Source organism: Azospira sp. I13 (genome assembly GCF_003112695.1).
In the GTDB taxonomy this organism is placed as follows: domain Bacteria; phylum Pseudomonadota; class Gammaproteobacteria; order Burkholderiales; family Rhodocyclaceae; genus Azospira.
The window spans coordinates 1-13,814 of record NZ_BFBP01000003.1 but is presented as its reverse complement, the minus strand read 5'-3'; the positions used below and the strand labels follow the sequence as shown (position 1 = coordinate 13,814).

Genomic DNA, 13,814 nt, shown 5'->3' with positions numbered 1-13,814 from the left:
CCGTGGCGGCACAGGCCGATTCTGGCGCTATCAAGGTTTTTGGGTAAAATCGGCCCATGCTCGACAACCGCGCTCGCATCCTGCTCAAGACCCTGGTGGAACGGTACATCACCGAAGGCCAGCCCGTGGGTTCCCGCGCCCTGTCCAAGTATTCCGGCCTGGACCTGTCGCCGGCCACCATCCGCAACGTCATGGCGGACCTGGAGGAACAAGGCTTCATCGCCAGCCCCCACACCTCCGCCGGCCGCATTCCCACACCCCGGGGTTACCGTCTGTTCGTCGACAGCCTGCTGGCCGTGCAACCCCTGGGCCAGACCCAGATCCATCAGATGGAAGGCCACCTGCTGCAGACCCAGCCCCAGCAGCTGATCGGCAATGCCTCCCAGTTGCTGTCGGAGCTGACCCAGTTTGCTGGCATCGTCGTCGCTCCCCGGCGCAAGACGCCCACCATTCGCCAGATCGAATTTCTCGGCCTGTCGGAAAAGCGCATCCTGCTCATCATCGTCACCACCGATGGTGACGTGCAGAACCGCATCCTGCTTACCGAGCGCCCCTATTCGGCCTCGGAACTGACCACGGCAGCCAATTACCTCAACCACAACTACGCCGGACTCGATTTCGACCAGATTCGCCTGCGCCTGACCGGTGAGATCCAGCAGTTACAGGACGATCTGAAGATTCTCATGGCCTCGGCCCTGGAAGCCGGCAACCAGGCCCTCAACGACAGCGCCAACCAGTACGTCATCTCCGGCGAAAAGAATCTGCTGGAGGTGGAAGAACTATCCTCCAACATGAGGCGCCTGCGAGAGCTGTTCGATCTCTTCGAGCAGAAGACCGGCCTGGTGCGCCTGCTGGACATCTCCAACAACGCCGACGGCGTACAGATATTCATTGGCGGCGAATCGGGCCTGGCGCCTCTGGATGAATGCAGCGTCGTGACCGCGCCCTACGAGGTAAATGGCCAGGTGGTCGGCTCCGTCGGCGTTATCGGCCCCACCCGCATGGCCTACGAGCGGGTCATTCCCATCGTGGACATCACCGCCAAGCTGCTCTCCTCCGCCCTTACTTACCAAGCCAACAGCTGATGCCCTTTTTCCTCCCGGAACCCGAATTCCAGCACGGCACCGCACCGCGGACCGGCGTACTGCTGATCAACCTGGGCACCCCCGACGCCCCCACGGCCCCGGCCCTGCGCCGCTACCTCAAGGAATTCCTTTCTGACTCCCGGGTAGTGGAGATTCCCCGGCTGCTGTGGTGGCCCATTCTCAATGGCATCATTCTCAATACCCGGCCCAAGAAATCTGCCGCCAAGTACGCCTCGGTGTGGCTGCCGGAAGGGTCTCCCCTACGGGTGCACACCGAGCGCCAGACCAAGCTGCTCAAGGGCGCCCTCGGCGAAGCCGGCCACCGGGTCGAGGTGGACTACGCCATGCGCTACGGCCAGCCCTCCGTGGCCGATGCCCTGGCACGACTGAAACAGCAAAACTGCACCCGAATCCTGCTGTTGCCCCTTTACCCCCAATACGCTGGAAGCACCTCGGCCACCGCCCTGGATGCCGCCTATGCCTGGCTGCAGAAGAGCCGCAATCAGCCGGAAATCCGCTCGGTTCGCAACTTTCACGACCACCCCGGCTATATCGCCGCCCTGGCCGCCAGCGTCCGCCAGCATTGGGCAGCCCATGGGCTGCCCGGCGCATCCTACCGCCTGATGCTGAGTTTCCACGGTGTCCCCAAACGTACCCTGGAACTGGGGGACCCCTACCACTGTGAATGCCTGAAGACCGGCCGTCTGGTCACCGAGGCCCTGGGCCTGGCACCGGAGCAGGTGAAAATCTGTTTCCAGTCCCGCTTCGGCAAGGCTGAATGGCTCCAGCCCTACACCGCGCCGACCCTGCACCAGCTGGCCAAGCAAGGAGTGGAGCGGGTGGACGTGATGTGCCCGGGATTCACCTCGGACTGCCTGGAAACCCTCGAAGAGATCGCCATGGAAGGCAAGGCGGACTTTCTCTCGGCCGGCGGCAAAACCTACCACTACATCCCCTGTCTCAACGAACGCCCGGACTGGATCGCCGCCCTGGCCGACATTGTCAGCCACCATCTGGCGGGCTGGCCGACCCGGGCCGATGAGGATACGGCCGCCCTGGAGCTTAGCGCCCGTCGTGCCGGCGAGCGGGGCTCCAAAGACTGAGCCGCCCGCCAGATCCCTCTTGAAAACCGGCGCGGCGCCTTCATATCCAGCGGCATCTCCCCCTGGAACCGCGCCATGGCCACCCCTGAATCCCTCCATCTGGTCTGCCCCCACTGCCAGGCAGTGAACCGGCTGCCCACCCCGCGTCTGGTCGAGCACCCCGTCTGCGGACGCTGCAAGGCTCCCCTGTTCAACGGAGAACCCACCGCGGTGGATGGGGATGCCCTGGCCACCCACATCGCTCGCTCCGACCTGCCTCTACTGGTGGATTTCTGGGCCCCTTGGTGCGGCCCCTGCCGCAGCATGGCGCCGGCCTTTGCCCAGGCCGCGCAGCAGCTGGAGCCTGGCTACCGCCTGCTCAAGCTGGATACCGAAGCCCAGCCGGCGGCCGCCCATCGCTTTGCCATCCGCAGCATTCCGACCCTCATTCTTTTCCACGGCGGCAGGGAGATCGCCCGCCAATCCGGCGCCATGGATACGCCGACCCTCCTCCGCTGGCTAGGCAGCGTTTCCCCGGCGGCCGGCTAAACCTTTTCGCCTGGAGGCCGTAGACCAGGTAGCACCCTGTTTCCCGGAGCCTCCCATGAAAATTGCCACGTCCGACCTCCAGCTCACCGCCAGCCACGCTGGCCTGCAACATCGGGACATCAGGGAAAACCTGAAGATGTGGGTGGGCGACCAGCGCCCCGATTTCGAGGGCCGCGGCAAACCCGCGACCACTCCCGCCAATGGAGCCACCGCCTCGGGCCCGCTGCCGACACCGGCCAGTAGCGTCAGCCTTTCGGACAGCGGCCTGGCCGCCGCGGCCCAAGCGCCGGCGGCCCCCGGAGCAGAAGGGGATACAGCCCTGGACCCCAAGCTTTCCCTGCTCAAGACGGTCATCGAATACATGATGGGCCGGCGTATCGACTTGATCAGCATGGAGGACCTGCAAGGTGGCCAAGCCAGCGCTGCAGTACCGGCGGCCGCTGGCGCCGACGGTACGGCCCAGGGCGGTCGCCCGCCCGAGCGGGCCGGCTACGGCGTCGAATACGATTACCACGAGTCCTACACCGAGATGGAGCAGACCACCTTCTCCGCCACGGGCATGGTGCGGACTGCGGACGGCAAGGAGATCAGCTTCAACCTCGATCTTTCCATGAGCCGCCTCTACCACGAGGAAAGCAGCATCAGCATCCGGGCCGGTGACGCCGTGAAGAAGGACCCCCTGGTCCTCAATTTCAGCGGCACGGCAGCCCAGCTCACCGACCAACGCTTCGCTTTCGACATCGACGCGGACGGCAAGAACGACATGATCAATTTCGTCACCGGCGGCAGCGGCTTCCTCTTCTTCGATAAGAACGGCGACGGCAAGGCCACCGATGGCAGCGAACTATTCGGCACCCGGAGCGGCAACGGTTTTGCCGACCTGGCGGCTTACGATGACGACAAAAATGGCTGGATCGACGAGAACGATACCGTCTTCAGCAAGCTGCGCCTGTGGACCAAGAATGGCGCCGGCGAAGACACCTTTTCGCCCCTAGCCGAACTGGGTGTCGGCGCCCTCGGCCTGGCGCATTTGCAAACCCCTTTCGAGGTGAAGAACAGTCGCAATCAACTACAGGCTTCGGTACTGGCTTCCGGCGTGTTTTTGCAGGAGAATGGGGGCGCTGGCTCAATCCAGCAACTTGACCTCACCGTATAACGGCAGGACCGACAAACAAAGCCGAGGGACCAAGGGAGACTATGGCTCGCATCGCCGATCTGAAAATCTGGGTACGCCTTACCGCTGCCATCTGGTTCATGCTCATTGCCGTCTGGACGGGCATGATCGTTTGGGAATCCGAGGTGAATCGCGAGACAGCCATCAGCCAGGCCAAGGATTTCGCCGGCTCCATCCATGAAATGACCATGGCCGGCCTGACCGGCATGATGATCACTGGCACCGTGGGCCAGCGGGAAGTCTTCCTCGACCAAATCAAACAGCTGTCGGTCATCAAGGATCTGCATGTAGTGCGTGGTGAGGCCGTGAGCAAGGTGTTCGGCCCGGATACCAAGGACCAACGACCCATGGATGGCATCGAGCAACAGGCCATGTCGTCCGGCAAGGCCTACACCGCAGTCCATGAAGAAAATGGCACTACCTACCTGCGGGTGGTGACACCGACGCTGGCCTCCACCAGCTACCTGGGCAAGAACTGCATCATGTGCCATCAGGTACCCGAAGGCTCGGTTCTCGGTTTGGTCAGCATGAAGGTATCTCTCGACAAGGTGGACGCGGAGGTCAAGGCCTTCCGCCTGAAGATCGCCGCAGCCGCCTTCAGCGCCAGTCTGCTCTTGCTGGCGGTGATCTACGTCTTCATCCGCCACTTCGTCACCATCCCGATCGAGCATCTGACTAACGGTCTGCGCGATATCGCCACCGGCGAGGGCGATCTCACCCGCCGCCTCGATATCAAGGGCCAGGATGAAGTGGGCCAGGCGGCTACCGTGTTCAACCAGGTGATGGAGAATTTCTCCAGCCTGGTGCGCCAGGTCAGCCAGTCCGCTACGGAAGTCTCGTCGAAGGCCCACTCGCTGGCCCAGAGTGCCTCTCAGGTCGCTGATGGTTCCCACCAGCAGAACGAGAAATCTCTCACGGCAGCCTCTGCCGTGGAACAGATGGTGTCGTCCATCGCTGCCATTTCCCAGAGCGCCGAGCATGTCCAGCAGCAGTCCCAGGAGAGCCTGAAGCGCTCCGAGGAAGGCAACAAGAGCCTCTCCCATCTGCTGGATGAAATGAACAACGTGGAGCAGACCGTCAAGGTGATGGCGGAATCGGTGAACGAGTTTGTGCGCAATACCGACGCCATCAACAAGATGACCCAGGAAGTGAAGGACATCGCCGAGCAAACCAACCTGCTGGCCCTCAATGCCGCCATCGAGGCCGCCCGGGCCGGTGAACAGGGCCGGGGCTTCGCCGTGGTCGCCGACGAGGTGCGCAAGCTGGCCGAGAAGTCCTCCCGCTCCGCCAGTGAGATTGACGCCATTACCGAGACCCTATCGGCCCAGTCCGTCAATGTCCGCAAGGCTATCGAGGAAGGGCTCGGCCATCTCACTTCCAGCCAGGCCTCGGTCAGCAACGTAGCCGACATCCTGCAAGCTGCCAACGGTTCGGTCAGCGAAGTGGGCCACGGCCTGGATGCCATCGCCGCCGCCACCGACGAGCAGCGTCGGGTCAGCGGTGAAGTGGCGGATAATATCGAAGCCATCGCCGCCATGGCCCGGGACAACAACGATGCCGTTGAACAGACGGCAGCGGCGGCCCAGTCCCTCGAATCCCTAGCGGATTCTCTGCAGAACACCGTGGGTCGCTTCAAGGTCTGATCCCGACCACCGCCTGGCCGAAAACAAAACGCCCGGATGGCTCATGCCTCCGGGCGTTTTTCTTTGCCCCCGCCCATTGAGGCGCCTACAGGTTGGAAAAACGGAGTGGGGGTGCTGAATATTCAGTGGATTCAGGCAATGGGTGGCAGCAGTTCCAGGTCGCAGTCCAGCTGCTGATAGTCCACACCCGAGCCGCGCCCTTGGCCCCCTCCCTGCTCCACTGCTTTTTCGCCGAAGCGGGCCAGGATGCGATCAGCCTCCCGCAAGCGCTCCACCACGCGGGCCATGAGGGTGCTACGCATGCGCTCCACCAGTTCCTCAGAAGCCAGGGCCAGGGCCGGGCTGCTGACCTCCAGGAAAATGGTCGGTTCCAGGGTAACCACGCTGGCGCTGCGCTCCGGGCTGGCCGGATGGAGGTAGGCCATTTCACCCAGCACTTCTCCGGCGCCAAGCCGGCAAATGGCCCGTCCCTCCCGGGAAACCTCCACATAGCCACTGACCAGGATACCGAAACGGCTATCGCTCTCCCCTTCCTGCATCAGCGCCACCTTGGCCGCGATATCGCGCCAGACGCTGATGCGTAGCACCTCCCACAATTCCACGTCTTCAAAACCGTCAAAGAACGGCAGTTGCCGTAGACGTTCGAACCGGGACATATCCCGCGCGGTGCCGTCCTCTTCCTGGATCTGGTAGCGGACCGTGGAGAGATCCTTGGCGAAATCGGCACCATTGCGATAGCGGCTATAGAGGTCCTTCTCCAGGGCCCGCTTGAGAATGGCGTCCATGGCCTCAGGGATGGCCGGATTGAGGGCGCAGGCTGAGGGGGGATCCATATTGACGATCTTGTACACCAGGGCGGCCGGCGAGGGAGCGCGAAAGGGCGTGCGACCGGTCAGCAGCTGGAACAGCACGACGCCCAGGGAATACAGGTCGGTCTTGTGGTTGAGGGGATAGTCCTTGACCTGCTCTGGCGACATGTAGGCCGGGGAGCCGACCCCCATGACAAAGGTAGACTCCTTGCCCACGTCCTTCTGCAGATTCAGGGCCAGGCCGAAATCCGTGATCTTGGGGTTGTCGTCCCGGTCAATCAGGATGTTGGCCGGCTTGATGTCCCGGTGCACCACGCCCTGGCGGAAGGCATAATCCAGGGCCAGGCAGCACTTGAAAATAATGCCCACCACCCGGTGCATGGGCAGCAGCCGGTCGATGGCACAAAAACGGTCAAGGGGCGTGCCATCCACGTATTCCATGACCATGTAGGTGCGCACTCCTCCGGGCATTTCCTCCACGACAGCATCGAACACCCGGGTGATATGGGCGTGATCGAGGCGGCGAGCCACATTGCCTTCGGTCTGGAAGAGCTTGAGCAGGCGGCGGGAAAGGGCTGCGTTGTCGCCACCGGGGCGCATCAGCTTGATAGCCACCAGGCGGCGGGATTCATCCGCGGCTTCCGGGTCCCGCCCAAGATAGACGGTGGAAGTGGCCCCTCGCCCCAATTCACGGACAATTTCGTAGCGGCCGATGCGTTCGAGCATGGAATCCCCGGGGTGTCATCCAGGGCCCGGCGGGCCCCATGAGCGCATCCTAGCAAATTGACCTACCGCTCTTCCCGGGAATTCATCACAAGGGAATGACAAGAATTGTGTCGCGGGGGACTTGAAATGACGGCCAACACCCCCATATGCAGCATCAGTTTTTTCGGAGAATCCCCATGCAAGACCAGAACAAGCCCCAGGAGCCCCTGGAACTGAGCGGCGATGCCAATGCTCCCGAGATCGTTGCTGCAGCCACGGCAGCGCCGGATACCACCCCCAGCATCGAAGAACTGCTGCGCCAGGCCGAACTCAAGGCTGAAGAGCACCACGATGCCTGGCTGCGTGCCAAGGCGGAAACCGAGAACATGCGCCGTCGGGCCCAGGACGACATTGCCAAGGCCTCCAAGTTTGCCATCGAGAAATTCGCCGAGAGCCTGCTTCCGGTGAAAGACACCCTGGAAATGGCCCTGGCCGACACCAACCCGGACACCCTGCGCACTGGCGTGGACATGACCCTGAAGAACCTGCTCTCCGCCTTCGAGAAATCCGGCGTGCGGGAAGAAAACCCCGTGGGCCAGAAGTTCGACCCCAACAAACACCAGGCCATCGGCATGGTGGAAGCCGAGCAGGAGCCCAACACGGTAGTCAATGTGCTGCAAAAGGGCTACCTGATCGCCGACCGGGTGCTGCGTCCGGCCATGGTCATGGTGGCCAAGGGCAAAGACGCCTGATGGCGGCAAATAAGGCCTGGAAACGGGCTTGAAATAGCTGCCCCCATCCCCATTTAGGGATCAGAAAGCAATTCGTATAGATTCCGGCGGGTGCGCCGGGCCGAAGGCCCCCACCGCCGCCACACTGAAAGGACACGAAACATGGGCAAGATCATCGGTATCGACCTGGGCACCACCAACTCCTGCGTCGCCATCATGGAAGGCGGCCAGCCCAAGGTCATCGAAAACTCTGAAGGCACCCGCACCACCCCCTCCATCGTCGCCTATGCCGAAGACGGTGAAGTGCTGTGCGGCGCCCCCGCCAAGCGCCAGGCCGTGACCAACCCGCGCAACACCCTGTTCGCGGTGAAGCGCCTGATCGGTCGCCGCTTCGAAGAGAAGGAAGTGCAGAAGGACATCGCCCTGATGCCCTACAAGATCGTCAAGGCCGACAACGGTGATGCCTGGGTGGATGTGCGCGACAAGAAGATCGCCCCGCCCCAGGTTTCCGCCGAAGTGCTGCGCAAGATGAAGAAGACCGCCGAGGACTACCTGGGCGAGGAAGTGACCGAAGCAGTCATCACCGTGCCCGCCTACTTCAACGACAGCCAGCGTCAGGCCACCAAGGACGCCGGCCGCATCGCCGGTCTGGAAGTGAAGCGCATCATCAACGAGCCCACTGCCGCGGCCCTGGCCTTCGGCATGGACAAGAAGCAGGGCGACAAGAAAATCGCCGTGTATGACCTGGGTGGTGGCACTTTCGACATCTCCATCATCGAAATCGCCGAAATCGACGGTGAGCACCAGTTCGAAGTGCTGTCCACCAACGGCGACACCTTCCTCGGCGGCGAAGACTTCGACCAGCGCCTGATCGACTACATCGTCACCGAATTCAAGAAGGAACAGGGCGCCGACCTGTCCAAGGACGTGCTGGCCCTGCAGCGCCTGAAGGAAGCCGCCGAAAAGGCCAAGATTGAGCTGTCCTCCTCCCAGCAGACCGAAATCAACCTGCCCTACATCACTGCCGACGCTTCCGGTCCCAAGCACCTGACCCAGAAGATCACCCGGGCCAAGTTCGAATCCCTGGTGGACGATCTGGTGGAACGCACCATCGCCCCCTGCGCCACCGCCCTCAAGGACGCCGGCGTCAAGATCGGCGACATCGACGACGTGATCCTGGTGGGTGGCCAGTCCCGCATGCCCAAGGTGCAGGACAAGGTGAAGGAATTCTTCGGCAAGGACCCACGCAAGGACGTGAACCCGGACGAAGCAGTGGCCGTCGGCGCTGCCATCCAGGGCGGCGTGCTGCAGGGCGAAGTAAAGGACGTGCTGCTGCTGGACGTGACCCCCCTGTCCCTGGGTATCGAAACCCTGGGCGGCATCATGACCAAGCTGATCCAGAAGAACACCACCATCCCGACCAAGGCCAGCCAGGTCTTCTCCACCGCCGACGATAACCAGAACGCCGTGACCATCCACGTGCTGCAGGGTGAGCGGGAAGTGGCTTCCGGCAACAAGAGCCTGGGCCAATTCAACCTCTCCGACATCCCGCCGGCTCCCCGCGGCATGCCCCAGATCGAGGTCACCTTCGACATCGACGCCAACGGCATCCTGCACGTCTCCGCCAAGGACAAGGCCACCGGCAAGGAAAACAAGATCAAGATCCAGGCCTCCTCCGGTCTCTCCGAGGAAGAAGTGCAACGCATGGTGCGCGACGCCGAGCTGCACGCTGAAGAGGACAAGAAGGTCCATGAACTGGCCGACGCCCGCAACCAGGCCGACGGCATGGTGCACATGACCAAGAAGTCCCTGGCCGAGTACGGCAAGGAACTGTCCGACGAGGAAAAGGCCGCCATCGAAGCCGCGATCAAGGAAGTGGAAGATGCCGTGCGCGGCACCGACAAGGGCGAGATCGAAGCCAAGACCCAGGCCCTGGCCACCGCCGCCCAGAAGCTGGGCGAGAAGATGTACGCCCAGCAGCAGGCTGCCGGCGGCGCCCCCGGTGCCGAAGCCGGTGCCCAGCAAAGTGAAAAGACCGTGGAAGGCGACGTGGTGGATGCCGAATTCACCGAGGTGAAAGACAAGAAGTAATCCACCTCATGGCCGCAGGACGGGGATGGGCGACCATCCCCGTTGGCCATTCACGGGACTGATAATCAACCATGCGCCTTTCTCTGTTCCTCGTGGCTGGTGGCTGCCTCTTGGCTCCGATGGCTTACGCCTCGGAAAACCCGGGCGGCTACACCACCGACCTGGAGGGCCACTGCCAGGTCTGGGCGCCTTCCATGCTGGGGGGGCGGGATTATCCCGTCCGTTACACCGGCGCTTGCAGGAACGGGCGGGCCGAAGGCCGGGGCAAAGCCGAATGGCTCTATCGCTACGCGGATATGCGGGTAAAAACTGCTTGGGAAGGTGAGTTCCGTAATGGCGTTTTCCTCGATGGACAAGCCATCAAGGGGCATGTAGAGCCCTTGCCAGGTGATCGCTATCTGGTGGACATGGGCACTATTGGTGCCGGAAAGCTCCGTTTTATCAGCCGAAGCCCCCAGACGGCTCCCCTGCGCCTGTGCCAGGTGGAAATGGTGGTACTTGAGTTAAACAATGCCACCGATGCGCAGGAGGAGTCGCGCAGCAAGGATGCCATCCTCAAGGCAGGACAACGCTACCGCGAACTATGCCCGCAGGGACGGGATGCGGATGTGGCCCTGGCACCGGCCCCATTGACACCGCGCCCCAACGGCACCCTGCCGCCGCTCCCGGCCCAGGCCCGCTATGCACTGGATTCAGGCACCCTATCCGGCTACCGCAACGAAATAACCAGCAAGCTGCAACAGGAACGGCAGAAGGCCGAGTATGCCCAGAGCCAGGAAAAAGCGCTGCAGCAGTTCAACGACTTCAGCGAGAAAAATGCCATCGCCGCCTGGCTGACCCTGCAACATCTCAACGAAAATCCGTTCCGCTGGGAAGGAAAGACGGTGGGGCTGGTGGTCCGCCTGGATCAGATGCTGACCCGGGATAGCGCACTGGTGGATAGTGGACTCAAGGAGTGGGCCGAACCCCTCTGGCTGAAAGGCATTTCTCCGGATTTCCCCGGTAGCAACAGGGCGGTTCTCCTGGCGGCCAGGGTTGGGCAGCGGGAAGTCGTCACCCCGGCCAGCAACAAAGGCCGCACCGATGGGCAGTATGTCGTGGTGCGGCATGTGGATAGTCGAACCTGTGAGCGTCCCACCTGTTCTGAATGGTTTTTCTGGTCCAGGAACGACAGGCAGATTTCCTGGGGCCAGCCTTATACTCCCGCGCGCTAAGGGAACACAGCACCTCCAAGGGATTAACTATGAGCAAAAAAGATTTTTACGAAATCCTGGGCGTCAATCGGGATGCCAGCGATGACGAAATCAAGAAGGCCTACCGTAAGCTGGCCATGAAATTCCATCCGGACCGCAATCCGGATAACCCCAAGGCCGAGGAACAGTTCAAGGAGGCCAAGGAGGCCTACGAAATCCTTTCCGATGCCCAGAAGCGGGCGGCCTACGATCAATACGGCCATGCTGGCGTCGATCCCCAGGCTGGCGGCTTTGGTGGTGGTGGTTTTGGCGGTGGCGGCGGCTTCGGTGATGCCTTTGCTGATATTTTCGGCGACATCTTTGGTGGCCGGAGCGGTGGTGGCGGTGGCCGTTCCAACATTTATCGTGGTGCCGACCTGCGCTACAACCTGGAAATCACCCTGGAACAGGCGGCCAAGGGAACGGAAACCAAGATCCGCATCCCGACCATGGAAGTCTGCGAAACCTGCAGCGGCTCCGGCGCCAAGAGTGGTACCCAACCCAAGACCTGCCCCACCTGCCAGGGTAGCGGCCAGGTACGACTGCAACAGGGCTTCTTCTCCATCCAGCAGACCTGCCCGAAGTGCCACGGCACCGGCCGCATCATCCCCGACCCTTGCGGTAGCTGCCACGGTGCTGGTCGGGTCAAGCAGCACAAGACCCTGTCGGTGAAGATTCCAGCGGGGGTGGACGAGGGAGATCGCATTCGGCTCGCCGGTGAGGGTGAACACGGCGTTAATGGTGGACCTCCGGGGGATCTCTATGTGCAGATTCATCTCAAGGCCCACACCGTGTTCCAGCGGGACCACAACGATCTGCATTGCGAAATGCCCATCAGCTTTACCACGGCCGCCCTGGGTGGCGAAATTGAGATTCCCACCCTTGATGGTGCCGCCAAGATCAAGATTCCGGCCGAGACCCAATCCGGCAAGGTATTCCGCCTGCGAGGCAAAGGCATCAAGGGGGTTCGCAGTCACGTTCATGGTGATCTGCTATGCCACGTAGTGGTGGAAACGCCGGTCAACCTGACGGAACGGCAGAAGGAGCTACTGCGGGAGCTTGAGGAAATCAACAAGGGCAATTCCGCCCACCACAATCCCAAAGCCCAAAGCTGGATGGACAAGGTACGGGAGTTTTTTGGACAGTAATCCTCCCCTGTCCTGCATAAAAAACGGCGACTTCACAGTCGCCGTTTTTTATTGCCCGGAGCAGGCAGCCATCATATTGCATTCCCAGCCCAGCAATGCCATAGTCCTCCCCCACAACACTCCAAAAAATACCACTCAAGGAGGGAAAATGAAGTCTTTCCGCTGTCGCCTGACGTCCCTGCTGTTCGCCTCCTGCACCGTACTGGTGGCCGGCGCCTACGCCGAAACCGGCGTAACGGATAGCAGCATAACCCTTGGCATGTCTGCCCCATTTTCCGGCCCCAACGGCATTTACGGTACGGAAATGCGGGAGAGCATCACCGCCTATTTCGAACAGATCAACAAGACCGGCGGCATCAACGGCCGCAAACTCGAGCTCGTCTCCCTGGACGATGGCTACGAAACCGAGAAGGCGGTTGCCAACACCAAGAAGTTGATCAATGAAGACAAGGCCTTCGCCTTGCTTGCGTTCTATGGTTCCTCACCGACCACTGCCGCCATGGAGGTTTTCTCCGGCGCCAAAGTCCCCTTGGTGGGGACCATCTCCGGTGCAGACTCCCTGCGTACACCGGTTAACCGCTACATGTTCAACGTGCGGGCCAGCTATGCCAATGAAACCGAAGCCATCGTCAGCCAGCTCGTTTCCCTTGGCCTGAAGAACATTGCCGTCTTCTATCAGAACGACGGCTTCGGCAAATCCGGCCTTGACGGAGTCAGTGCAGCCCTGAAGAAGCATAATCTTGCCCCGTCGGCAGTTGGCACGGTTGAGCGCAACTCCCTGGATGTGGCCAAGGCAGTGGAAGCGATCTCCAAGGTAACCCCTCAGGCAGTGGTAATGGTCACCTTGTACAAGCCCACGGCCGAGTTTGTCCGCCAGATGCGCAAGAATGGCCAGAATCCGCAGTTCATGACCCTTTCGCCGGTTGGTGCGGACCTGCTGGTCAAGGAATTGGGTAACGACGCACGTGGGATCGGCATCTCCCAAGTCATGCCCTATCCCTGGAATGACTCGAATCCCTTGGTACGTGAGTACCGCAAGATGATGAGTGCCATGGGCAAACAAAGCCAATCCCCGTATTACGGCGTGGAAGGCTACGCTATGGCAAAAGTCATGGTGGAAGGTATCAAGCGGGCAGGAAAAGACCTGACCCGCGAAAAGCTGACTACGGCCCTCGACAACATGAACAGCTACGATCTCGGGGGCTACCGGGTCAGCTTTACCCCCAACGACCACAACGGGTCGCGCTTTGTTGATCTGACAGTCATTGGTAGTGGAGGCCGAGTACTGCGCTAAGCTGGGTATACTGAGAGGTTGTAGCTTAGGAGATAAGCTGCAGCGGCTTGGTAGGGTTATCCGCGTATCGGAGTCGTAGGCAGGAACGACAAAGGGGCCGGTCCATCAGGACTTGGCCCCTTTGTTTTGCAGGAGAAGGTGCTTATCGCTTAGCGAGAAGTTCAACCTCGAAGACCAACGTTGCATTAGGCGGAATCACCCCACCGGCGCCTCGGGCACCATAGCCGAGTTGAGGCGGGATGGTGAGTTTACGGACTTCGCCGATCTGCAT

12 protein-coding genes are annotated in these 13,814 nt (G+C 61.5%); 10 read left to right on the top strand and 2 right to left on the bottom strand.

Going from position 1 to position 13,814, the window contains the following annotated elements; translation table 11 throughout:
* Positions 1-56: 56 nt before the first annotated feature.
* The 5 genes from hrcA (at position 57) to AZSI13_RS02570 (ending at position 5,533) form a co-directional block, all read left to right on the top strand.
* Complete coding sequence (gene hrcA / locus AZSI13_RS02590; RefSeq protein WP_109039639.1) at positions 57-1,085, top strand: heat-inducible transcriptional repressor HrcA; 1,029 nt, start codon at positions 57-59, stop codon at positions 1,083-1,085.
* The gene (hemH, locus tag AZSI13_RS02585; protein WP_109039638.1) at positions 1,085-2,188 is read left to right on the top strand and encodes a ferrochelatase; all 1,104 of its coding nucleotides are present in this window, start codon (positions 1,085-1,087) and stop codon (positions 2,186-2,188) included. The genes hrcA and hemH overlap by 1 nt, the downstream gene beginning before the upstream one ends.
* 75 nt (positions 2,189-2,263) lie before the next feature.
* A complete protein-coding gene (gene trxC / locus AZSI13_RS02580) occupies positions 2,264-2,716 on the top strand; it encodes a thioredoxin TrxC (RefSeq protein ID WP_109039637.1) in 453 nt (150 codons plus the stop codon).
* Positions 2,717-2,771: 55 nt separating this feature from the next.
* Positions 2,772-3,872 (top strand): VCBS repeat-containing protein, encoded by a 1,101-nt coding sequence (locus AZSI13_RS02575; protein ID WP_109039636.1) that lies wholly within the window; start codon positions 2,772-2,774, stop codon positions 3,870-3,872.
* A gap of 41 nt (positions 3,873-3,913) precedes the next feature.
* Entirely contained in the window at positions 3,914-5,533 is a 1,620-nt protein-coding gene (locus AZSI13_RS02570; RefSeq protein WP_109039635.1) for a methyl-accepting chemotaxis protein, read from the top strand.
* Positions 5,534-5,664: 131 nt separating this feature from the next.
* On the opposite strand, the gene AZSI13_RS02565 is transcribed toward AZSI13_RS02570, so the two are convergent.
* Positions 5,665-7,068, bottom strand: a complete 1,404-nt coding sequence (locus AZSI13_RS02565; RefSeq protein ID WP_109039634.1) for a protein kinase — start codon at positions 7,066-7,068, stop codon at positions 5,665-5,667.
* A 176-nt stretch (positions 7,069-7,244) separates the two neighbouring features.
* Here AZSI13_RS02565 and grpE point away from each other — a divergent pair, with 176 nt between their 5' ends.
* From grpE to AZSI13_RS02540, 5 genes are all read left to right on the top strand, one after another.
* Positions 7,245-7,799, top strand: a complete 555-nt coding sequence (gene grpE / locus AZSI13_RS02560) for a nucleotide exchange factor GrpE (RefSeq protein WP_109039633.1) — start codon at positions 7,245-7,247, stop codon at positions 7,797-7,799.
* Positions 7,800-7,940: 141 nt separating this feature from the next.
* The gene (gene dnaK, locus AZSI13_RS02555; RefSeq protein WP_109039632.1) at positions 7,941-9,869 is read left to right on the top strand and encodes a molecular chaperone DnaK; all 1,929 of its coding nucleotides are present in this window, start codon (positions 7,941-7,943) and stop codon (positions 9,867-9,869) included.
* 71 nt (positions 9,870-9,940) lie between these two features.
* Complete coding sequence (locus tag AZSI13_RS02550; protein WP_109039631.1) at positions 9,941-11,083, top strand: hypothetical protein; 1,143 nt, start codon at positions 9,941-9,943, stop codon at positions 11,081-11,083.
* Positions 11,084-11,112: 29 nt separating this feature from the next.
* Positions 11,113-12,249: a molecular chaperone DnaJ gene (gene dnaJ / locus AZSI13_RS02545; protein WP_109039630.1), complete on the top strand. Its 1,137-nt coding sequence runs from the start codon at positions 11,113-11,115 to the stop codon at positions 12,247-12,249.
* 148 nt (positions 12,250-12,397) lie between these two features.
* Positions 12,398-13,543: an ABC transporter substrate-binding protein gene (locus AZSI13_RS02540; protein WP_109039629.1), complete on the top strand. Its 1,146-nt coding sequence runs from the start codon at positions 12,398-12,400 to the stop codon at positions 13,541-13,543.
* A gap of 142 nt (positions 13,544-13,685) precedes the next feature.
* Here the strand turns inward: AZSI13_RS02540 and AZSI13_RS02535 are convergent.
* Positions 13,686-13,814 (bottom strand): FKBP-type peptidyl-prolyl cis-trans isomerase (locus tag AZSI13_RS02535; RefSeq protein WP_201262280.1); only part of this gene is annotated, 129 nt, incomplete at its 5' end.